Source organism: Paucibacter sp. B2R-40 (genome assembly GCF_025717555.1).
GTDB lineage: Bacteria > Pseudomonadota > Gammaproteobacteria > Burkholderiales > Burkholderiaceae_C > Paucibacter_A.
In genome coordinates this window covers 531,391-553,345 of sequence record NZ_JAJIRP010000001.1, presented here as the reverse complement: position 1 = coordinate 553,345, position 21,955 = coordinate 531,391, and the positions used below count along the sequence as shown (strand labels likewise).

The 21,955-nt window shown below is 64.8% G+C and carries 19 protein-coding genes; 10 read left to right on the top strand and 9 right to left on the bottom strand.

Annotated features, from left to right (window positions below; translation table 11 throughout):
- The first annotated feature begins 115 nt into the window (after nt 1–115).
- The 3 genes from LNV09_RS02445 to LNV09_RS02435 all read left to right on the top strand — a co-directional run bounded on the left by LNV09_RS02445 (nt 116) and on the right by LNV09_RS02435 (nt 3,384).
- Nucleotides 116–778, top strand: a complete 663-nt coding sequence (locus LNV09_RS02445; RefSeq protein WP_263555477.1) for an alpha/beta hydrolase — start codon at nt 116–118, stop codon at nt 776–778.
- Nucleotides 779–1,255: an LEA/WHy family protein gene (locus LNV09_RS02440; RefSeq protein ID WP_411969193.1), complete on the top strand. Its 477-nt coding sequence runs from the start codon at nt 779–781 to the stop codon at nt 1,253–1,255. It begins immediately after the preceding gene.
- Between the two features lie 155 nt (nt 1,256–1,410).
- On the top strand, nt 1,411–3,384 hold the full coding sequence (locus tag LNV09_RS02435; RefSeq protein ID WP_263555475.1) for a tetratricopeptide repeat protein: 1,974 nt from the start codon (nt 1,411–1,413) through the stop codon (nt 3,382–3,384).
- Between the two features lie 11 nt (nt 3,385–3,395).
- On the opposite strand, the gene LNV09_RS02430 is transcribed toward LNV09_RS02435, so the two are convergent.
- Both LNV09_RS02430 and LNV09_RS02425 read right to left on the bottom strand, forming a co-directional pair.
- Nucleotides 3,396–5,138, bottom strand: coding sequence for a GGDEF domain-containing protein (locus tag LNV09_RS02430; RefSeq protein ID WP_263555474.1), 1,743 nt, complete (start codon nt 5,136–5,138; stop codon nt 3,396–3,398).
- 82 nt (nt 5,139–5,220) lie between these two features.
- A complete protein-coding gene (locus tag LNV09_RS02425; RefSeq protein ID WP_263555473.1) occupies nt 5,221–6,291 on the bottom strand; it encodes an ABC transporter substrate-binding protein in 1,071 nt (356 codons plus the stop codon).
- Nucleotides 6,292–6,528: 237 nt separating this feature from the next.
- Between LNV09_RS02425 and LNV09_RS02420 the strand changes: the two genes are divergently transcribed.
- Both LNV09_RS02420 and LNV09_RS02415 read left to right on the top strand, forming a co-directional pair.
- Nucleotides 6,529–6,747, top strand: coding sequence for a hypothetical protein (locus LNV09_RS02420; protein ID WP_263555472.1), 219 nt, complete (start codon nt 6,529–6,531; stop codon nt 6,745–6,747).
- Nucleotides 6,748–6,930: 183 nt separating this feature from the next.
- The gene (locus LNV09_RS02415) at nt 6,931–8,574 is read left to right on the top strand and encodes a SulP family inorganic anion transporter (protein WP_263555471.1); all 1,644 of its coding nucleotides are present in this window, start codon (nt 6,931–6,933) and stop codon (nt 8,572–8,574) included.
- Here the strand turns inward: LNV09_RS02415 and LNV09_RS02410 are convergent.
- On the bottom strand, nt 8,487–11,096 hold the full coding sequence (locus LNV09_RS02410) for a cation-translocating P-type ATPase (protein ID WP_263555470.1): 2,610 nt from the start codon (nt 11,094–11,096) through the stop codon (nt 8,487–8,489). The two genes, LNV09_RS02415 and LNV09_RS02410, sit on opposite strands and share 88 nt — an antisense overlap.
- Nucleotides 11,097–11,192: 96 nt before the next feature.
- Here LNV09_RS02410 and LNV09_RS02405 point away from each other — a divergent pair, with 96 nt between their 5' ends.
- Genes LNV09_RS02405 through LNV09_RS02385 form a run of 5 tightly spaced genes read left to right on the top strand, consistent with a single transcriptional unit; the run spans nt 11,193 to nt 14,877 of the window.
- Entirely contained in the window at nt 11,193–11,582 is a 390-nt protein-coding gene (locus LNV09_RS02405) for a DUF1924 domain-containing protein (protein WP_263555469.1), read from the top strand.
- A 10-nt stretch (nt 11,583–11,592) separates the two neighbouring features.
- Nucleotides 11,593–12,060 carry a diheme cytochrome c gene (locus LNV09_RS02400; RefSeq protein ID WP_263555468.1) on the top strand — a complete coding sequence of 156 codons (468 nt, stop codon included), beginning with the start codon at nt 11,593–11,595 and terminating at the stop codon, nt 12,058–12,060.
- Nucleotides 12,032–12,775 carry a cytochrome b/b6 domain-containing protein gene (locus tag LNV09_RS02395; RefSeq protein WP_263555467.1) on the top strand — a complete coding sequence of 248 codons (744 nt, stop codon included), beginning with the start codon at nt 12,032–12,034 and terminating at the stop codon, nt 12,773–12,775. The genes LNV09_RS02400 and LNV09_RS02395 overlap by 29 nt, the downstream gene beginning before the upstream one ends.
- A gap of 42 nt (nt 12,776–12,817) precedes the next feature.
- Nucleotides 12,818–13,495 (top strand): winged helix-turn-helix domain-containing protein, encoded by a 678-nt coding sequence (locus LNV09_RS02390; RefSeq protein ID WP_263555466.1) that lies wholly within the window; start codon nt 12,818–12,820, stop codon nt 13,493–13,495.
- A complete protein-coding gene (locus tag LNV09_RS02385; protein WP_263555465.1) occupies nt 13,492–14,877 on the top strand; it encodes an ATP-binding protein in 1,386 nt (461 codons plus the stop codon). The genes LNV09_RS02390 and LNV09_RS02385 overlap by 4 nt, the downstream gene beginning before the upstream one ends.
- Here the strand turns inward: LNV09_RS02385 and LNV09_RS02380 are convergent.
- The 6 genes from LNV09_RS02380 to LNV09_RS02355 all read right to left on the bottom strand — a co-directional run bounded on the left by LNV09_RS02380 (nt 14,874) and on the right by LNV09_RS02355 (nt 21,754).
- Nucleotides 14,874–15,257 carry a hypothetical protein gene (locus tag LNV09_RS02380; RefSeq protein WP_263555464.1) on the bottom strand — a complete coding sequence of 128 codons (384 nt, stop codon included), beginning with the start codon at nt 15,255–15,257 and terminating at the stop codon, nt 14,874–14,876. The genes LNV09_RS02385 and LNV09_RS02380 overlap by 4 nt on opposite strands.
- Nucleotides 15,254–15,628, bottom strand: coding sequence for a hypothetical protein (locus LNV09_RS02375; protein ID WP_263555783.1), 375 nt, complete (start codon nt 15,626–15,628; stop codon nt 15,254–15,256). Before LNV09_RS02375 ends, LNV09_RS02380 begins: the two co-directional genes overlap by 4 nt.
- 69 nt (nt 15,629–15,697) lie before the next feature.
- Nucleotides 15,698–18,847: an efflux RND transporter permease subunit gene (locus LNV09_RS02370; protein ID WP_263555463.1), complete on the bottom strand. Its 3,150-nt coding sequence runs from the start codon at nt 18,845–18,847 to the stop codon at nt 15,698–15,700.
- An 8-nt stretch (nt 18,848–18,855) separates the two neighbouring features.
- Nucleotides 18,856–19,980, bottom strand: coding sequence for an efflux RND transporter periplasmic adaptor subunit (locus tag LNV09_RS02365; RefSeq protein ID WP_263532543.1), 1,125 nt, complete (start codon nt 19,978–19,980; stop codon nt 18,856–18,858).
- On the bottom strand, nt 19,977–20,624 hold the full coding sequence (locus LNV09_RS02360; RefSeq protein WP_263555462.1) for a hypothetical protein: 648 nt from the start codon (nt 20,622–20,624) through the stop codon (nt 19,977–19,979). The genes LNV09_RS02365 and LNV09_RS02360 overlap by 4 nt, the downstream gene beginning before the upstream one ends.
- Nucleotides 20,621–21,754: a TolC family protein gene (locus tag LNV09_RS02355; protein WP_263555461.1), complete on the bottom strand. Its 1,134-nt coding sequence runs from the start codon at nt 21,752–21,754 to the stop codon at nt 20,621–20,623. Before LNV09_RS02355 ends, LNV09_RS02360 begins: the two co-directional genes overlap by 4 nt.
- Between the last annotated feature and the right edge of the window lie 201 nt (nt 21,755–21,955).

Below are 21,955 nucleotides of genomic sequence, written 5' to 3'. Positions count from 1 at the left end.
GGGCGCCATGCTCACACATTTGCCGGGGCCGGGCAAGGCGAGACAACCCGCAAGGAGCTGGCAGACGCTACCATCAGCGCCAAGCAAATTCGGCCCAGCTACAAACCTCCACACCATGCCTCTTCAAACCATTGAACTCTGCCCCGCCGACCCGGCCAAGGCCAGCCTGATCGTGCTCCACGGCCTGGGTGCCGATGGCGCCGACTTCATTCAGATGTGCGATGCACTGAATTTGTCCGCTGTCGGGCCGGTGCGTTTTGTGCTGCCGCGCGCGCCCGAGCGCCCCATCACTTTGAACAACGGCTACCGCATGCGCGCTTGGTATGACCTCTACGGCATGGAGTTGCAGCGCCGCGAGGATGAGGTCGGCCTGCGTGAATCGATCCGCGCGGTCCATGCCTTGATCGACCGCGAGCGCGAGCGCGGCGTACCGGCCCATCGCATCGTGCTGGCCGGTTTTTCCCAAGGCTGCGCCATGACGCTGTTGGCGGGTCTGCGCTATCCCGAACGCCTCGGCGGCTTGGTGGCGATGTCCGGCTACTTACCACTGGCCGGCAGCACCGCCGCCGAGCGGCATGACGCCAATGCCTTGGTGCCCATTTTCATGGCCCACGGCCGCCAGGACGCGATGGTGACGATGGAGCGCGGCATCAACGCCCGCAATGCGCTGACGGCGCTCGGCTACAACATCGACTGGCATGACTACCCCATGGAACACTCGATGTGCATGGAAGAAGTCACCGATCTCAATCACTGGCTGCTGAAGGTATGGAACTGAATGAAGACATCCATGAGCACTGAGTCTCGGCGGCGCGCGCTGTTGGCCGGCTTGCTGCCGCTGTTCTTGTCGGCTTGCGCCACACTCGCATCGCGCGACGCCTTGAATGTGACGGTGGCCGGGGTGGAGCCCATGCAGGGCGAAGGGCTGGAGTTGCGCTTTCTGGTCAAGCTGCGGGTGCAGAACCCCAATGACGCATCGGTCGAATTCAATGGCGTGGCCTTGGAGCTGGAACTCAACGGCAAGACCCTGGCCAGCGGCGTCAACGACCAAGCAGGCACCGTGCCGCGCTTCGGAGAAACGCTGCTGGAAGTGCCGTTGACGGTGTCTGCCTTTGCCGCCGTGCGTCAGGCGATGGGCTTGAGCGGCGCGGCCGACCGGGGCGAGATGCCCTATGTGCTCAGCGGCAAACTGGCCGGCGGCCTGTTCGGCACTGTCAGGTTCAAGAGCAGCGGGACGCTCAAACTGCCGAAGTGAAGCCGCCGAGCGCGGGCGGCCTCATTTCCGGCGAATGAGCCTGCCCGCTTTGTGTTAATTTGCTCTTGTGCTCCCCGCCCACGCTTGTTGCCCAATGAACTGCAAGGCGGGCTCCCGGGAGAACTTGATTTGGTTAGAACCTCAGGGTGGCTTCGATGGCAATAGCAAATGAGTTCACTTTGTTCCCGCTCGAGCGCGAGGTGCTGGCGGCCAACGAGTTGCTGAATGAGCGCTCGGATTGGAACTCGCGCCTCTACGTCGCCTGGGGTCTGCGCCAACTCAACAGTCCGCGTGCGCTGGCCCTGGCCACCGGGCTGCAGGCGGAGCTAGAGCAAGAAGCCGAGCAGGTCGCTTTTGTGGACCCGGCGGTCTTGAGTCATATGCGCGGGCGCCTGCTGCTGATCCAGGCCGAGGTGGCGATCTTGATGATGCGCTTGGACGAAGCCGAGCCGCTGCTGGTCACAGCGAGCGCAGAGTTGGATGCCTATCCGAATCCCAGCGCTCAGGCCGACCTGCAAAGCTTGCGCGCCAGCATACATGTCGATCGCGGCGAGGTCGACGCGCACCGCGAGGCGATGCAGAGCGCGGTGGATTTGTCCGATCAGGCGCTGGACAGCGAGCGCCAGCTCTACTACCGCGCCAGCTTGGCCAGGTCGGACCTGTTCCGGGATTTCGAGCTGGCCCGCGTCACTTGGTCGGAGCAGCTACCGCACAGCGTCGAAGGCTTAACGGCCCAGTGCAGCGCAGCACTGGCCGACTACCGGGCACTCGAACATGGCCTCGCTTCCGACTTCCTCGAGGCCGCGCGCTGGCTGAACGTGGCCTACGACGCCAGCCTCGAATCGGGCCAAGTCCGGCGCGCCATCGCAGTGGCCTCCAATCAAGGCTATACCTATACCCAAATCGCAGACTTTGAGACCGCCTTGGCTTGGCTCAAAAAAGGTCTGGCCTTGGCACGCAAGGTGCGCTGGCCCGGCTCCATCGGCATGTGCTTGGCCCATACCGGCGACGCGCTGCGGCGGGTCGGTCAGACCGGCTCCGCCCGAGAGCTTTTGCGTGAATGCTTGCAGACCCTGTCTCAGCACCCGAACAACCACACCTCGATGCTGGCCCTGAATTACCTCGGCCAGACCGAGTTGGATGAGGAGAATTTCGAGGTCGCGCTGAAGCATTTTGAAGTGCTGGGTGAGCGTGAAACGCAGGCCCATGCCTCGGACATGCGCAACAACGTGGTGTTAGGGCGCGCACGGGCGCTGATGCATCTGAATCGGCTCGATGAAGCGCGCGAGGTCGCGCTGGAAGCAGCCAAGGCCGCCGCCGCACAGCAACAAAAATCAAGCCTGGTGGAACTGCGCCAAGTGCTGGCGGAGATTGAAAAGCGCAGCGGCGGCGCACCCGAGTTGGTGCTGAATTGGCTGACCTTGGCGCTTGAGCAGGCCCAGGCCCTGGAGGGCTTCCAAACCCCGCCTAGCCTGCTCGATGCCGCCGCCGAGGCGCTCGATCAAGCTGGTCGCCCGCAAGAGGCCTATGCGATGGCCAGACGGGCCGCAACGGCGCGGCAAGCGAGTTGGAATATCGCCGCCAAGCACGCGCGGCAGCAGATCGAGATCGCGCGCAATGAACGCCAACATGCCCGGGCCCTGGCTCATGCCAAGGAAACCCGCATGAACAAGCTGCAGGCAGCGCATGAGGACTTGCAGCAGCTGGTCATTTTGAGTCGGGAGCTTTGGCGCCAACCCAGCCCGGGCATGATCTTCAGCGCCTTGGGCCGCGCGCTGCGCTCGCTGCTGGGGCTTGAACTCTTAGCCAGCTACCGGCCCGACAACGCTGGCCGAGCGCTGCAACTGGGCGAATCGTCCAAAGGCGAGCATGAGGGTCTGCCGCTGAGCATTGCGCTCAATGATGCGCAGCACCCCTGTGCCGCATGCAGCCGCGACTGGACCGAGCGCCAACAGCAACTGGCGTCCGGCGCGACGCGAATCTTTGCACCCATGGTCGGTGACGATGCCACCCCGGGCGTGCTGGTGCTGGACTTGGAGCGAGGTCAGCCTTGGGGCGCCCGCGAGCAAGGCCTGTTACGACATTTGAGCACCGACGCTGCCCTGGCCTTCAAGCGCGCCTTGGCTTGAGAACGTGACCGTTACTGCACCGCCGAATAAAACCTCACGCCGCCCTGCCCGACCGCCTTGGCCTCGTACATGGCCTTGTCGGCCTTGACCATGATCTCGGCACGGGTCTGGCCGTCTTGCGGGTAGCGGCCTATGCCGATGCTGGCACCCAGCGCCAATTCCTGACCTTGATATGAAATCGGCGCGGTCAGGCCGTTCAAGAGCTTGTCGGCCACCGCCAGCACATGCTCGACGCCGGTCTGCGAGTCCAGCAGCACCACAAACTCGTCCCCGCCCAGGCGTGCCACCGTGTCGACCTCGCGCATCATGCCCAGCAGGCGGCCGGCGACAATCTTCAGCACCGCGTCACCGGCATCATGGCCGTAGCGGTCATTCAGCTGTTTGAAGCGATCCAGGTCGATGAAGAGCACACAGATACCGCCGCCGTGGCGACGCGCGTTGGCGATCGCCGTGTCCAAGCGCTCCTCCAACAGACGTCGGTTCGGCAGACCGGTCAGCATGTCATGCTGGGCCAGATGTTCCAGCTCCTCTTGCTTTTGCCGCAGATCGGCCAATTGCTCGGTGATCTGCGCCTGCATGCGCGCAAAGCTGCGCGCCAGGCTGCCGATCTCATCCTTGCGCGCCAGCGGCAACGGCCCCGCAGCTTGCCCCTCGGCAAAACGCTGCGCCGCCTTGCTGACGGCATTGATGGGCCGCGTGATCGCACGCGCCAGGCCAACCGCCAAGAGCAAACAAAGCAGACACAAGAGTGAAACAATTTGCAGCAGTTGCTGCGCCAAGGGTTGGCTGCGGATCAAGATGTCGGCCAAGGGTTGCGCCACCCCCAGCACCATACGGCTCTCGTTCGAGCGCACCTTGATGGGCTGGCCGATAAAGGCCGCTACCCTCGGCGAATCGGCAGCGTCCTTGCCGGCGGTCTCGAACACCGCGGCATTGACTTTGCCGCTGACGACTTCGGCCGCTTGCGGCATTTCGTCTTGTATCAAGGCCCGCTGGCCACGGTCGAAACCGAAGGTCTTGCTGGCATCCGGATGGATCAGGATATCGCCTTCGCCATTGACCAAAAATACCTGGTAGCCCGCCGGCAGGTCGGCTTGCAACAGGGCAAACATGCCCTTCAAATCGATGTTGACGACAATCAGGCCCAGCGCCTGGTCTGCGCCATCGGCCCTGACCGGCATCGCCAATTGCAAGGTCGGCTGCTCCTGCCCGGTGTTGGCGCCTAACTCATGATTGATGCTGACACGGGACAAATAGGTTTCACCGGTGGCCAGCATCAAGGTGTCGGCCACATACTCAAAGTGCCCCTTCTCCTGCAGCGCATCACCGCTGACACGCAACAAGCCCGCCTGGCCTCTGTCGACCCGCACGCGCTCCAAGCCATAGTCGCTCGCCGCGATCAGGCGCAGTTGAAAATAAGACGGGTTGGCCTGCATCAGCTGGGTGAACAGGGTTGCGATTTGATCCGCCGCTTGTTCCCTCGCTTGATCGGCCGCTGGGCCCGCAGAAGCAGCTCGCAAGGCCTGCAGCGCGGCCGGATGCGTCGCCAGCACCTGCAAATTACGGCTGATCTCCTCGCGGCTCAGCGTGATGCGCCGCGCCAACACGCGGGTCGAAGTCAGCAGTTCCTGGCGAGCCGACTTGAGCAAGATGTCGCGGCTGGCCTGGTAGGCATAAAAACCACTCAAACCTGCCGCCACCACGCCGACCACCGCCAGCAGCACACCCAGCTTGAAGGCGATGCCGTACTTCATAAGCTCCCCCAGACCTGTCGCTGCGCGCCAGCACCCCCGAGGGGGCGGAGAAACAACTTGGGAGCGGCCCTGCGCTTGTTTCTCATGCTGCTAACACCTTGGCCGCACGGTCGCCCGACAAGATGCGGTGCCAGAGCAGGTTGCGGCGCTCTTCGCTTTCCACCGCCTGCAGCCAGATCAATTTGTCATCGGCGGGATAGTCGGGCGTCTCCTGCGTCGTGTTGCCCAGGCCTTGGCGCCTGCTCAGCAATTGGCTGGCCGACTCGCCCAGCAGATGATTGATCCAGGCATGAGCCAAATGGGTGTTTTGCAGGCCCGCTTGCTGCGTAGCGCTGCTGATGACCCAGCAGTCCAGCCAAGCCAAGGCGCCTTCTCGGGGAATCGCATAGGCTGCATCGACCCCCGCGGCCTTGAGCAAGAGCAATTGTTGCCGGCCAAAATTGGCGAACATCAGCGCCGCTTGTCGGCTCTTGAACAAAGCCACCGACTCTTCCGGCTGGGTGTAAAAGCCCGCCGCATTGCGCCGCAGCGCGATCAAGCGATCCACCGCAGGCGCCCAGGCCTTGTCGCTCAATTTGAAGGGCGTCGACAAGCCCAAGGCCTGCGCGGCCAAGGAGAAGTTGTGTGTGCCGCCGTTGTAGGCGACGACACGGCGAGCCAAACTGGGCTCCCACAGCGCCGCAATGCTGTCCGGGGCGCGCGGCAATTGGCGGCGGTCGTAGATCAAGCCCATTTCGGCAAAAGCAAAGGGCACGCCAACCAAATCCTTGCCGGCGCTCAGGCCGGGAATGCCCGCCGATTGACGAAAGCGCGGCAACTGCAGCGCCAGGTTCGGGATCAGTTGGGTGTCAACACCCGCCACCAAACCTTGCCGAACATAGCGCTGCAACTCGGCGGTATTGACGGCGAAGACATCGAAACCTGCCCCCTGCCGGGCGTTCATCTTCTGCCACAGGTCGAGGTCGGAATCGATCCGGGTCAACTCAACGCTGGCGCCGCTGCTTTGCTCAAAGCTCTTGATGACCTCGGGCTCCGCATAACCCGGCCAAGCCAGCACGCGCAGGCGTGGCTTGCCTTGCGGCGCGGCGCGCGGCCACCCGGACATCGCGCCCAAGCCGAGCCCCAAAACCAATTTACGTCGCTGCTTGTGCATATCGCCTCATCACCACAAGGCCCGAGTGTGCCGTACCGGCGCGCTTGCGGCCCCTCAACGCGCATTTTTAGCACAGCGATATGGCATTTACTGCTCAAGTCCTGCCCTGATGTGCGGCCTATTGCGCAGGCTTGGCCTTGCTAGCAGCTTGGTCTGGGCCCACAATCGAACAGGGCGCCGGCAAAGCGCTTGAAATCCCCCGCTCGCAATTTGACCCGCACCGCACAGGAGTCGCTCATGAGCAACCGCATTTCGCCCTCACCCGCGCCTCAAGCCGCCCAACAGCAACGCCAGACCCAGGCCAACAAGGCGGCTGCCGCCGCAAGCAATGCGGCCGAGCAAAAAGCCAACACAGCGCGGCAGGCTCAGGCCAAGCAAATGGAAGCCCGGGCAGCAGTCCCAAAGCCGGCGCCTCCATCTGCAACCTCGGGCAATAAACTCAATGTTGTGGCATAAATAGTCTGGTCAACGCGGACGCCGGCGAGAGCGGCGTTCGGCATTGAAGCAGGGCCGATAGCTTGAGCGATAGGCAGGGGCAATAATTGCTGACATGATCAGCTCAGACCCTGTCCTTCAAGCAGCCCCGCAGCTACACGGCCAAGCAGCGCTGCTGGCCTTTCCCGTCACCAGGATGCACCCGTGATCGGGGCCAGCCCGGCCTCGCCATGGCGCCCTGATATCTTGGCCGGGCTGGCCATGTCGGGCTTGCTGCTGCCCGAGGCGGTGGCCTACGCAGGGCTGGCCGGCCTGCCGCCTCACGCCGGCTTGATCGGTCTCCTGTGCGGTTTGCTGATCTACGGCCTGATCGGCAGCTCCCGTTTCGCGATCGTCGCGGCCACTTCTTCATCGGCAGCGGTGCTGGGCGCCGCAACGCTTTCGCTGGCGGCGGGGCAGGCCGATCACCGTTTGGCCTTGGCGGCAGGACTGGTCATCTTGACCGGCATTGCCTTCATCGCTGCCGGCCTGGCCCGGCTGGGTTCGGTCTCCAACTTCATTTCCAAGCCGGTCTTGCGCGGCTTCGCCTTTGGTTTGGCTCTCAGTATTGTGTTGCGGCAGTTGGCCAAGATCACCGGTGTCCACCCGCCGGCCTCAGACATGCTGAGCTTTGCATGGCATTTGATTCAACAGTTGGCTCATTGGAACCCCTGGGGTCTGAGCTTGGGCTTGGCCAGTTTGATCGTACTGCGTTTGGCCGAACGAGCGCGCCAATGGCCGGTGGCCTTGGCTTTGCTGGCCGCGAGCATCGCCGTGGGTCAGCTGTTCGAACTCGACACCAAGGCAGTTGAGATGGTGGGCAGCATCAAGCTCGCCGCCGTCACACCCGGCCTGCCGAGCTTGGCCGAAAATGACTGGCTCAAACTGGGTGAGTTGGCCTTTGCGGTCGTGCTGTTGCTGTTTGCAGAGAGCTATGGGGCGATCCGCACTTTGGCGCTCAAACACGGTGACCCGGTGGTGCCCAACCGCGACTTGTTTGCACTCGGCGCCGCCAATCTGGCCTCGGGCCTGTGCGGCGGCACGCCGGTCGGCGCCGGCTACTCCGCCAGCTCGGCCAATGAAGCGGCCGGCGCGCAAAGCCAGCGCGCAGCCTGGGTCGCCGCTGTCTGCATTGTGTTGATGATGGCCTTTGCGCTGCCCTGGGTTGAGATGATTCCGGAGCCGGTCTTGGCAGCGGTGGTCATCAACGCGCTCTGGCATGCGTTGTCGCTCGAAGCCTTTCGGCCCTATTTTCTATGGCAAAGAGACCGCTTTGTGGTGGTCGGCGCAGCTGCAGCGGTAGTCTTGCTGGGCGTCTTGTACGGTCTGCTGGTGGGCATTGGTGTCAGCCTGCTGATGACCTTGCGTGATCTGTCGATGCCGCGCGTGAGTGAGCTCGGCCGCCAGCGCGAAGGCCATGATTTTTTAAGTCTGGCCACCCACCCGGGCGCTCGCCTGACGCCAGGCATCCTGGTGCTCCGGCCCGAAGCGCCGCTGTACTTTGGCAATGTCGACGCGATGCTGGCCGATGTGTTGGCGCGGCTGCGCAAGTCCGAGCAAGCCGCGTTGGTGCTCAGCCTGGAAGAGTCACCGGATCTGGACGGCACTTGCATCGAGGTCTTGCAAGGCTTTGTGGCCGAGCTGCGCGCGCGCGGCGTCGCCTTGATACTGGCGCGGCTGAAAGACAATGCCCTGGCGGTGCTGAGCTTGGCTGGCAGCTTTCATGCCGATGAACTCGACGGCGGCAGCGTCAGCGATGCGGTGTCCCGCTTGGAGGCAAGACTTGCGGCTTCGCCGATCAAGAACTGATGGAACAAGCGCTTCAGCGCTTCCAGCAAGAGCAAGACCACGCAGCCCAGCGCCAGCGACGCGGCCAATAATTCGCTCGGCGGCAGCTCGAACTTGAACACCGCTCGCAGTGGCGCCAGACCGAGTGCCAGCGCCAGCAAGAGCGCGGTGGCCGCCAGCATCCAACCCAGCATGCGGTTAGGCCGCAGCCAAGCCGCAAGCAGCGGGCCGCTGAAACTGCGGTTGGCCAGAATCAAGGCCACATCACAAGCGACCAAGGCCACAAAGGCCAAGGCGCGCGCCTGCTCGGGTGCCACGCCGTAAGACAGCAAACCGGCAAACCAACCGCCCACCGCCAACAAAATCAGGCCACCCTGCAGCAAGCTCCAGCCGAGCATGCCTTTGGAGAACAAGGGCGCGGCCGGGTCGCGCGGCGGGCGTGCCATCACATCAGCCTCCTCGGGCTCGGCCTCGAACACGACCGAGCAGACCGGGTCGATCAGCAACTCCAAAAAAGCGATGTGCACCGGCGACAGGATCAGCGGCAAACCCAAGAGCAGCGGCAACAAGGACAGGCCGGCGATCGGCACATGCACAGCCAACACAAAAGCCATGGCCTTGCGCAAATTGTCAAAAATGCGCCGACCCAGCCGCACCGCCTGCACGATGGCTCCGAAGTTGTCGTCCAGCAAGACCAGGCTGGAGGCCTCGCGTGCCACGTCGGTGCCGCGCCCGCCCATGGCGATGCCGATATGGGCCGCCTTCAGCGAAGGCGCGTCGTTGACACCGTCGCCGGTCATCGCGACCACCTCGCCCTGCGCCTTCAGCGCCTCCACCAGCGCCAGCTTCTGCTCCGGCTTGATGCGGGCGAACACATGCTGTGTCGCCACCTGACGGCCCAATTCATCGGCACTCAGAGCGGCCATGGCGGTGCCAGTCAGGGCCGGGCCGCTCTGCGCCAGGCCGGCTTGCGCAGCGATGGCCAAGGCAGTCGCCGGGTGATCGCCGGTGACCATCAAGACCCGAATGCCTGCAGCGCGGCATTCGGCAATCGCCGCCGGCACCTCGGGCCGCAAAGGGTCGGCAAAGGCGCACAGGCCCAGCAATTCGAACTCAAAGCCCGAAGGGTCGGCGGGCCAGGGCTCGCCCGGCCAGCTGGCTCGCGCCACCGCCAGCACGCGCAGGCCGCGCGCGGCCATGGCCTCGGCCTGCTGAGTCAGTGCCTGCGCCTGCGTGGCGGTCGGGTGGCAGAGCGCCAGCACCGACTCGACGGCCCCCTTGATGGCCACGACATGCCCGGCTTCGTCCGCGCTCCAGACATGGGTCATGGCCGGCAGCGCCGCGCTGAGCGCGTATTCATGCAGCAAGCGCCAGTTCGGATGCAGCGCTGCAGGCGGCAAGCTCGCCTGACCCAGCTCGACCAAGGCTCGCTCCATCGGGTCAAACGGATCAAGCTCGCTGGCCAGCACAGCAAACTCCAGCAGCACATGGAACTCGCTGGGCAAGACCGGAGCCTCGGCAGACCGAAGCTGCAGGCCTTTTTCGTCCGCCAGCGACACGGCCAACCCGGCCACCGCCATTTTATTGAAGGTCAGCGTGCCGGTCTTGTCGGTGCACAGCACCGTGGCCGACCCCAAGGTCTCAATCGTCGCCGAGCGCCGACTGAGCACGCGCTGCTTGGACAAACGCCATGCGCCCATGGCCATGAACACCGTCAGAATCAGCAAGAATTCCTGCGGCAACATCGACATCGCCAGCGTGATGCCCGCCAGCAGTCCGGCCAGCCAGTCGCCCCGCAACAAGCCATAAATCAACACCAGGGCAGCGCTCAGACTCAGGCCCAGGAACGAGAACACCCGCACCAGTCGGCGGGTTTGCTGGTGCAAGGGCGTAGTCGGCGCTTCGATCTCGGCCAAGGATTTACCGATGCGGCCCATCTCGCTGCGCGGCCCGGTCGCCGTGACGCGTGCGCGCCCCTGACCGCCGACAACCAAGGCGCCGGCAAAGACCCGGTGTTGCTCGGCCTCGGTGTCGCCAGACTCCAAGGCCCGTTTGGCCATAGGCATGGACTCACCGCTGAGCAGCGATTCATCGCATTGCAGATCATTGGCCTGCAGCAGCAGCGCGTCGGCGGCAACGCGGTCGCCCTCGGTCAGCAGGAGCAGATCGCCTCGCACCACCTCGCGGCCGGCAACACGCACGGTTTCGCCGTCACGCATCACCAAGGCGCGGGGGCTGGTCAGGTCGCGCAAGGCCTCCAGCACGCGCTCGGTGCGCTGCTCCTGGCTGACGCTGATGACCACCGTCAGCAGCACAAAGGCCAAGAGCATCAAGGCCTCGCCTCTATCGCCCAAGAGCAGATAGATGGCCCCAGCAGCCAGCAGCAGTTGCAGCATCGGCTCGCGCACCAGGTCGGCCAGGATATGCCAGACCGTGCGCTTCTTCGGTGGGCTGAGTTCGTTGGGGCCGTCGTCCTTCAGGCCTTGCGCGGCCTGGGCTTGACTCAAGCCATTGAAGGGCTCATTGGCATCGTGTTGATTCATACACATGATTGTCGGCTTGCACCCAGTCAGGCCACTGATACAGCGCAAGGCAACAGCTTAAGACTGCCCTAAGCTGAGGCAAGCAAGATCCAAAGCATGAAAACACCTGCACTCACCGTCTCGGTTCTGCTCTGGCTGTGCGTCGCCGCTGCGGTTGCCGCACCCGCCGACTTCTTGGCCGGCTACAGCGCCGAGGCCGGCCGGTCCGCTGACGCCGGTCGCGGCCAGCGCTTCTTCACCAGCCAGCATGGTGGTGAATGGAGTTGTGCCTCCTGCCATCAAGCGCTGCCGACCGGAGCCGGCCGCCATGCCAGCACTGGCAAGAGCATCGACGCGCTGGCGCCGGCCTTCAACCCGAAGCGCTTCAGCGACCCGGCCAAGGTCGAGAAATGGTTCAGGCGTAACTGCAAGGATGTGCTGAGCCGCGAATGCAGCGCGGCCGAAAAGGCCGACGTGCTGGCTTGGCTGATCACACTCAAACCCTGAAGGCTTGCACATGAAAATCTTGCTCTTTTCTAGTTTGGCCTTGAGCCTGTTTGCGGCCCACGCCGACGAAGATCGCGGCCGATCTGGCGCGTCCCTGCCCTTGCTACCCAAGTACCAGCAAGAGTGCTCGGCCTGCCATCTGGCCTATCCGCCCGGCATGCTGCCTGCCGCATCCTGGCAGCGCCTGATGAGCAATTTGCCCAAGCATTTCGGCTCCGATGCCTCGCTGGACCCGGCCACGCTGAATGAGCTGAACCGCTGGCTGGTCGGCAATGCCGGGACCACCAAGCGCGTGAGCAGCGCGCCACCGCCCGAAGACCGCATCAGCCGCTCAAGCTGGTTTGTACGCGAACACGAAGAAATTTCAGCCGCCACTTGGCAGCGCGCCAGCATCAAGAGCGCCGCCAATTGCGCCGCCTGTCACACCAAAGCCGAACAAGGAGACTTCAATGAACATCGCGTCCGCATCCCCAAGTGAGCTGCCTGGGGCGGCACGGGGCCAGGGCCCAGGCCGCCGCATCATCGACGCGCCCACCCGCGCGCTGCATTGGCTGCTGGCCATCAGCTTCACCGGCGCCTACCTGAGCGCCGAAAGCGAGCGCTGGCATCTGCTGCACATCACGCTGGGCTACACCGTGCTGGGCTTGGTGCTGACTCGGCTGGTCTGGGGCCTGCTCGGCCCCAAGCGGGTCGGCCTGGCCGCCTGGGCCAGCAAACTGCGCGGCTTGCCGCAACAAATGCTGGCCTGGCCGCAAGGGCGCGGCAATCTGCTGGCCAGCTATCAAGGCCTGAACACCTTGGCGGTGGCCTTGCTGCTGCTGGCGGCCCTGATGGCCGCCTTGAGCGGCATGGGGCTGGAGCTGGAGTGGTTCGGCAATCGCTGGGAAGACGTTTTGGAGGAACTGCACGAGCTGATGGGCAACGCCACGCTGATGGTGGTGCTCGCCCACCTGGCCTTGATTGCGGGGGTCAGTCTGCTGCGCCGCCACAACCATGCCCTGCCCATGCTGACCGGCCGCACGCCCGGCAAGGGCCCGGACCTGGTCAAGCAGAACCTGGGGCCTTTGGCTTTGCTGCTGGTGGCGGTGGTCTTGGGCTTCTGGTACTGGCAATGGCAACAAGCGCCAAGCGGCTTGACGGACCGGCCCGCCATCAACGCTCGCCAACAAAGCGGCAAGGATGATGACGACTGATCACCTGCTGGCTTGTTCTTTCGCTCGCTCAATAATCGCAGCATGAGGATCTTGCTAGCCGAAGATGATGCCCTGCTGGGAGATGGCCTGCGTGCCGGCCTGCGTCAGCAGGGCTTTGCGGTCGACTGGGTGCGCGACGGCCTGGCTGCCGAGCGCGAGTTGCGCGCTGAGGCTGCAAATTATGCGGCCGCCGTGCTGGACCTCGGCTTGCCGCTGAAAGATGGCCTGGATGTGCTCGCCGGCCTGCGCCGCGACCAGATCACGTTGCCGGTGCTGGTGCTGACCGCCCGCGACGCGGTGCCCGATCGCATTCGTGGCCTGGATCTGGGTGCGGACGACTATGTGATCAAGCCGGTCGATCTGTTCGAGCTGGGTGCCCGGCTGCGTGCGCTGGTGCGTCGCTCCGCCGGCCAGCCGCAGGAGTTGCTGCGGGCGCAGGATGTGCTGCTCGATCCGGCCGCCCGCACCGTGCTGCGCGGCGGCGCTGCGGTGAGCTTGTCGACCCGCGAATTCGATCTGCTGCAGGCCATGATGCTGGGCGCCGGCCGCGTGCTGTCGCGCGAACAATTGGAGCAGCAACTCTATAGCTGGGGCCAGGAGGTCGACAGCAATGCGGTCGAGGTCCACATCCACCATCTGCGCCGCAAGCTCGGGGCAGACTTGATACAGACCGTGCGTGGTGTCGGTTATGTATTGCTGCGCGAGGCGGCACCGACATGAACGCGCGCAAGCCCGGCTCCTTGCAGGGCCGTTTAATTGCCCTGGTCTTGAGTCTGGTCTTGCTGATCTGGCTGAGCCTGGCCGCCACCGTCTGGCTGGACGCACGGCATGAGTTGGATGAGCTGCTGGACGGCCATCTCGCCCAGGCTGCTGCGCTCTTGGTCGCGCAACAAGTCGGCGAATCAGAAAGCGACGACCACCCCATAGACGCGCCGACCTTGCACCGCTATGCCAACAAGGTCGCCTTTCAGGTTTTTCACGAGGGGCAGTTGGTGCAACGTTCGGCCCATGCACCGGCCACGCCGATGATTGCATTTGAGGAGGGCTTTCGCCAAGGCCTGCGCAGCACCTTGATTGCCGGCACCCGCTGGCGCGTGTTTGCCGCCTATGGAGCCGAGCGCGATGTGCAGGTTTATGTGGGCGAGCAAATCGATTCGCGGCTTTCCATTCTCTGGGCGGTGTTGCGCGGCAGTCTGTGGCCCATGCTGCTGGCCCTGCCCTTGCTCGGACTGGCGGTGTGGTGGGCGGTGTGGCGCGGCACGGTGCCGCTGCGTGAACTGGGGCGCCGCTTGACCGACCGCTCGGCGCTTGACCTGGCGCCGCTGACCTTGGCGGACGCGCCGACCGAGATGGCGCCGATGTTGCAGGCCATGAACGGCCTGTTCGAGCGCATCGCGGCCATGATGTTGGCGGAGCGCCGCTTCACCGCCGATGCCGCCCATGAGCTGCGCACCCCGATTGCCGCCATCCGCACACAGGCGCAGGTGGCGCTGAGCGAGTCAGATGAGGCTTTGCGTCAGCATGCGCTGCAAGCAACCCTGCTCGGCTGCGATAGAGCCACTCGCCTGGTTGACCAATTGCTGACGCTGGCGCGGCTTGAGGGCGGCGAGCGGCCGGCTACTGTGGCGCTCGATCTCGCCGCATTGCTGCGCCAGATCGTTGGCGATCTGGCACCTGCCGCACTGCAGCGCAGGCAAGACCTGACCCTTGACATGGCCGATGTAGCCTTGGCCGATGTAGCCTTGGCCGAAATCGTCGCCAGTGAACCTTTGCTGCGAGCGCTCTTGCGCAATCTGATCGATAACGCGCTGCGCTACAGCCCGGCCGGCGCGCGCATCGAGGTGACGCTGCAAGCTTCGGCGGGTCGCATTCAGGTCCAGGTGGCCGACAGCGGCCCAGGTCTGGCAGACGCCGAACTGCAGCGCCTGGGCGAACGTTTCTATCGCGTGCTGGGCAACGAAGCGAGCGGCAGCGGACTGGGCTGGTCCATCGTGCGGCGGATCGCCGACTTGCATGGCGCGCGGCTGCAAGTGCAGCGCAGTGAGCGGCTCGGCGGCCTGCAGGTGCAGGTCGACTTCCCCGCGAAGCCGCTGCAAGCTTAGCGGCTCAAGCTCAGCTTGAGCTCAATGGCTTGATCCGATTTGTTCGACCACATCCAGCAATAGTCATGTTCGCTGACGATTTTCAACAGACCCGACGCGGCAGTAGCGCCCTCGACCTTGGCCGGGTAAGTGACCTTCTCGCCTTCATGAAAGTGAATGTTGAAGTTCAGCGGCCGCTCGGCGCCGAACTGCCAGCTGACCGGCCTTGTTTTGTCCAGCTTGCCGCAGATCTCAACAAACTTGCCCGGAGCCAATGGCTTGGCATGCTCAAACCGCCCGGCTTCGTTCCATTGAATCTCGATCAACTCGGCACGCACTTGAGTGCCGAGTAGCGCAAGGCCGAACGCCAAACCGACGGTCAACGATAGAGGCCGCTTCATTTGATCGCAAAACGGACCGTGACCGTCTTGCCTTCAACATTGTTCAAGGTCGCCACCACCTTGGCGCCACTGGCGATCTTGATGCCGCGGGCTTCGAGCTTGTTATCACCAGCGGCCTTAAGCTCGGCCTCGCTCTTGGCAGTGCCATTGAGCACCGTCAGCTTACCGATGATGCCCACCGAAGGCATCGGCTCATCATGGTCCACCAGATAAATCAGCGCGCCATCGGCTAGCAGCACCAACTCGAAGCTGACGTCATTGGCGGTCTGCACCACGCCGCCATGCTGCGGCTTGGCCGCACCATGCGCGTTGGCTGTGTTGAGGGTCAGAGCGCTCAGGCCCAGAACCAGGGCTTGAGCCCAGTACTTCATAGTCAGCATATTGAATTCTCTCGATTGAATGCGGCGCACTTCACGAGGAGGCGCCGCTAGACCTTATTATCAAAACGCCTCGCGCGCCTGGTAACTAGCGTCGCCGGCTTCGCCACCTTCATCGTCCTGCAGCAGCCGCTCGGTCGCATTCTGACCCAAGCGCCAGAACAAGAGCGGCGTGAGCAAAGTATCGAGCAGGGTCGAGCTGATCAGGCCACCAAAGATCACCACCGCCACCGGGTGCAGAATTTCCTTGCCCGGCGCATCACCGGCGAACAGCAGCGGCGTCAGCGCGAAGGCTGCCACCAGCGCCGTCATCAAGACCGGCGTGAGGCGCTCCAGCGAACCCCGCACGATCATCTTCTGATCGAAGACTTCGCCTTCGAATCGGCACAGATTGATGTAGTGACTGATCTTCAGGATGCCATTGCGCGTCGCGATACCGGCCAGCGTGATGAAGCCCACCATGGTCGCCACCGACAGGCTGACACCGCTGGCCCACATCGCCGCGACGGCGCCGATCAAAGCGAGCGGAATATTCGCCATGATGATGGCCGCCAGCACGGCCGAGCGGTAGCGCGAGTAAAGCACCAGAAACATCATCGTCAGCGAGACGAGCGAGAGGCCCAGGATCAATCGCGTTGCCTGCTCCTGCGCCTGGAACTGCCCCTCCAGACTGATAAAGCTGCCCGTGGGCAGATTGGTCTTGGCGACCACCTGGCGAATGTCTGCAATCACATGGGCCATATCGGTTCCGGCAGCGCCGTCGGTATTGGCATAGACGACGATGCGGCGGCGTCCGTTCTCGCGACCAATCTGGTTCGGCCCGTCGGATTCTTCGACCGTCGCGAAGCTGGAGACCGGCAAGCGGCCGGCCGGCGTGTCAACCAGCATGCGGGCCAAGTCTTGCGGGCCGCGCTGGCCATCGGCCAAGCGCAGCACCAGGTCGAAGCGACGCGGGCCGTCGACGATCTGCGCGGCGTGGGCGCCATCGGTCAGCACCTGCAGCACGCGCACCGCTTCGCCCGGCGACAAGCCGGTCTGCGCCAGTCGGCGCGGATCAATGCGCACCAAAACCTGCGGGATCAAGACCTGTTTCTCCACCGTCAAGTCCACCAGGCCCGGAATGCCAGACAGTCCGACCCGCATCTGCTCGGCCAAGCCGCGCAGCGTGTCGGTGTCATCGCCATAGATCTTCACCGCGATCTGCGCGCGCACACCGGACAAAAGATGGTCGAGCCGGTGCGAGATCGGCTGGCCTATCGCCACTTGGGCGGGCAGCACCGCCAACTGAGCCCGTATCTTGGCCATCACCGCCTCGCGGTCCACGGCCTTGCCGCCGCGCGCCAGGTCCACATCGATCTCGGCCGAATGCACGCCCTCGGCATGCTCGTCGAGCTCGGCGCGGCCGGTGCGCCGGCCAACTTTCGTCACCTCCGGCACCTGGCTGATCAGCTGCTCGGCCAATGCGCCCATGCGATTGGACTCGGCCAGCGAAGTGCCGGGGTTGAACAAGAGCGAAAGCACCAAACTGCCCTCATTGAAAGCCGGCAAAAACGCGCGCGGGAAGAAGGGCACGCTGGCCACGGCCAGCGCCACCGCGAGGCCGGCCGCCAGGATCAGGGCGCGGGCGCGCGGGAAGGACCAATTCAAGAGCTTGGCGTCCCAGGCCTTCAACTTCAGCACCAAGGGGCTGTCGCCATGATCGAGGCGCTTCATGCCCGGCAGCAGATAAGTGCACAGCGCCGGCGTCACCGTCATCGACACCAGCATCGAAGCCAGGATGGAGACGATATAGGCAATGCCCAGTGGCGAGAACAAGCGCCCTTCAATGCCGGGCAGCGCGAACAGCGGCACAAACACCAGCACCACGATGACGGTCGCATAGACGATGCCGGAACGCACCTCGACACTGGCTTGGCGCACCACCTCCAAGATCGGCCGCGGCTGGGCGGCGGCGCGGTTGTCCTTCAGGCGGCGCAAGATGTTCTCAACATCGACGACCGCGTCATCGACCAACTCGCCGATCGCGATCGCCAGACCGCCCAGAGTCATCACATTGATGGACTGATCCAGCCAGCGGAACACCAGCGCCGTAACGGCCAGGGACAGCGGAATGGCGATCAGCGAAATCAGCGTCGTACGCGCGGACAGCAAGAACGCAAACAGCACGATGGCCACCATGATGGCGCCGTCGCGCAGCGCCTCGCTGACGTTGCCTATCGAGGCCTTGATGAAGTCTGCCTGGCGGAACAAGACCACCGGTGCCGCCAAGCCCGGCGGCAGGCCCGGCTTGAGTTCAGCCAAGGCCGCTTCGATCTGGCCGCTCAGGCGCACCGTGTCGGCGGCCGGTTGCTTTTGCACGCTGACGATCACCGCCGGCGCGCCCATGTAGCCGGCGTCTCCACGCTTGACAGCGGCCGCGAAGCGCACCGTGGCCACCTGCTCCAGCAAAACGGCCCGGCCGTCTTTCCAGGCCACGGCGACGCCGGCCAGATCCTCTATCTTGTTGCTGCGGGCCAGCAGGCGAATCAGGTACTCACGGCTGTTCAGATCGACAAAGCCGCCGCCAGCATTGCCGGCATAACCGCGCAAGGCCTGCTCGAGCTGACTCAGCGACACGCCCAGCTGCGCCATCCGCAGCGGGTCAGGCTCGACCCGCATCTGCCGCACCTCGCCGCCGATCGGGATCACTTGCGCCACACCGGGAATCGCCAGCAAGCGCGGCCGCAGCACAAAGTCGGCGTACTCGCGTGCCGCCATGGGCGTGGCCTTGCCGTCCAGCGGCAGCGCGATCAGCATCACCTCGCCCATGATGGACGAGACCGGCCCCATCGTCGGCGTGACACCGGCGGGCAGGGTTTCGCGCAACTGACTCAAACGCTCGGCCACCAGCTGGCGGTTGCGGTAGATATCGCTGCCCCAATCGAACTCGGCATAGACGACGGACAGGCCAACCCCCGATGTCGAACGCACCCGCGTCACGCCGGGCATGCCGGTGAGCGCAGTTTCCATGGGGAAGGTGATGAGTTGCTCGACCTCCTCGGGCGCCATGCCGCCGGCCTCGGTCAGCACGGTGACCACCGGCTTGTTGAGGTCAGGGAAGACGTCGATAGGCGTGCGCCAAGCTGTGATGGCGCCGGCCACCATCAGCAAGGCCGCAAAGGCCAAGACGAATAGCCGGTTGTGCAGGCTGAATTTAACGATCCAATTGAACATGGCTCGGCCTATCTGATTTGCGCGATCAAGGCGGCGCCTTGAACGACGACGCGGTTGTCGGGCGACAGGCCGCTGGTCACCAAGACCCGGCTCGCGTCCAGCGGCTGCACTTGCACCGGCATGGACATATAGCGCTCGGCGCTGAGCTTGATCCAGACCACCCGCTCATTGGCCGGGTTACGCACCACCGCCTCGGCCGGCAAGACGATGCCTTTGCGACGTTCCTTCAGCGCCACCACCAGCTCCACCGGCTGACCCAGCGCCAAGCTGCCACCGCTCATCTGAGCCTTGAAACTCAGCGGCAAAAGCCCGTCCCGCAAGGCCAGCGCGCCACCCAGAAAGTGCAGCTTGACACCCGGCAATCCGGCGAGCTCCGCACCCGCAATATGCGCGGCCAGCGTAGCGTCTGGGGTGCTCGCCTCCACCATCAGGCGCGCCGGGTCGACCACTTCGACCAAGACCTCGGAGGGCTCGACGACACGCCCCACTTGCAGCTCGCTGCGTGCGATCACGCCAGACACCGGCGCGCGCAGCGGCGCACGGGCATCCAGGCTGGCGGCAACACTCTGCTCCCGCGCAGCCAATGACTGGGCCTCGACCCGCGCCGCCGCGATGTCCTTGGCCGGCACCGTGCCTTCGAGCGCCTCCAAACGCTTGACGCGCTGTTCCGCCAGTTCACGGCCAGCGCGCAGCTCGGCGCGCTGTGCCTGCTGCGAGGCGACGGCGAAGGGATCGGCATGATGGCGCACCCAGGCCAGGATCTCGCCCTGACGCACCGCTTGGCCGGGCACCGGCAAACCTTTGGGCCCGGCTTCGATGCGGCCACCATGGGTCGCTTGCACGCGCCCGCTGGCGTTCGGGTCGGCGACCACACGGCCGGGCAGCAGCAGCGTCGCGGCCGCTTCGCTCTCGGGGGCCAACACGGTTCTGATCCCCAAACGGCGCTGCGCCAGCTTGGGCATATTGACGCTGCCATCGGCCAGCCGAGCCAGACCATCGGCAGCGGCCACCGTCGGCGCATCCAGATGCTCACCGTTCGGGCCATGCGCGCCCGGCCCGGCCTGAGCCGGCAATACGGCCAGCACGGGCCAAAGCAGGCAAGCGCTGATGAATTTGCTCGTCAATGCCTTCATGTTTGTGCTCCCGAGTTCATGCCAAGTTTTCTGGCTTTGCGCACGCGCACCCAGCCGCGTGGTGCCAACAGCAGTGCCAACAGCAGCACGCCCCCACCCAACCAGCGCGCCCAAGCCGGGAAGCGACTCTCGCCGTGGCCGAACTCGGCATCGTGGTCCAGCCCGGCAGCATCTGCGGCCGAGGTCCGCAACACGCCATCCAGCAAGTCGGTTTCAGCGCCGGCCACGATGGTGATCAGCAATGGGTGCTCGCCCGGCGTGGCGAGCAGCTTGAGCAGGGCCGGGTCGCTCAGGACATAAGCGCCCGAGTCGGCCTGAAACTTGGCCTTGGCCTTGAGCGCGCCGGATTCCACTTCGACCTCGGCCTTGAGCACGGGCTCGTTGCTGGCGAAACGGTCGATCATGAGGGTCAATTCGCCTGCCCCAAGCCGGGCGACGAGTTCGAACAAATCAGTCTGGGCTTCGACGCGCGGGCCTGCCGCATGCGCAGCGCCGGCCGCCGGCGCTTGATCGAGATGCTCGCCGTTCGGGCCATGGGCGCCAGGGCCGGCCAAGGCCCAGGTGGCGGCCAGGCTGCAACACACGACGACACAGGCTTTGCGGATGCGCGCACGCCCTGCTGCTTGAAAAAGAGATGTATTCATGGAAAGAGGCCCAATGTTTGTTTGACCCGCGCCTGCGCCAGCGCATGGGCGGCAGCTTGGCGTTCGGCAGCGGACTCGGCTTGCGTGGCGGCACCGAGGGCACGCAGCAAGTCGGGCAGCGAGGTTTCGCCGAGCTTGAATGATTTGTCGAGCAAGCGCGCCCGCTCGCGCAGCAAGCTTGCGCGCTCGCGTTCGGCCGCGGCTTGCGCGGCGGCTGATTGCTCGCGAGCACGTGCAAGGGCTTGCTCGCCTTCGATCTGCAGGCGGCTGCGCTGGGCGGTTGCGAGGGCGAGTTCTTGTTCGGCCAAGGCCGCCGCCAACTGCTGTGTTTGCTGCGGCGGCTCGCTGCCCAGAGGAAGACGCAAGCTCAAAGCCACACTGCTTTGCGCCGACTGGCCCTGACCGGGCTGCTCTTGACGCATGCTGATGCCCAGCTCCGGCGGCGCGCCACGCTGCGCCTTCCCGAGCGCCACACGCTGGCGCGCACGCTCGACGCTCAAATCGGCGAGCAGCAATGCCGGATGCTTTGTCGCTTGCGCCCCGTCCTGCGGCGCAAGCAAAGCCTCCGCTGGCGGCTCGACATTGAAGCCGGTCAGCAGCTGCCAGGTCGAGCGAAGCGCCAACAAGTTTTGCTCCGCTTCGGCCAGCAACGAGCGCGCCGCCAGCCATTCGGCCTTGGCGGCCAGCGCGTCGGCCGGAGCCAGGTCACCGGCCTGCACCCGTCGCGCCACGTCGAGAGACAGTTGCTGCAGCAATTGCGTCTGCGAGTCGGCCACCGACAAGTCGGCTTCGGCCGCGCGCAAACCACCACCGAGCTCGCGCAGCTGGCCCAGCAGCCGCCAGCGGGCCGCGCGCTCTGCGGCCTGCGCCCAGTCTTGCTCGACCTGCGCCGCTTGGGCGCCCAGTTGGCGTTGCCCGGGGCGCCACAGCGGCAGCTGCAAGCCGATTTCGGTTTCACGCGCACCTGCCGCAGCCGAGCCACGACCTTGGCGCTGCGACATTTCGAGCGCCGGCGCGCCCGCCAACCAGGCATCGGCGACGCGCCGCTCGGCCTGGGCAATGCCGAGCTGACCGCGGCTCTCGGCAGACTCAAGACTGCGCGACCAGGCCGCGTCCAGCGCTTGCGCCAAGCTGGGCCTGGCGGTAAGAGAAGAAGTAGTAGAAGTAGAAGAATGGCCAGAGTCGGCCAAAGGCTGGGCGGATGCCGCCGCAGCAAGGCAGGCACTTGCGAGCAGGCTCAGCACAGCCGAGCGAGCGCACCTAGGCCCTATCCGAGGATGGGTTTTCACGATAGTCCTGACAGAGACGAGAGCGGCAGGTGCTGACGCCAG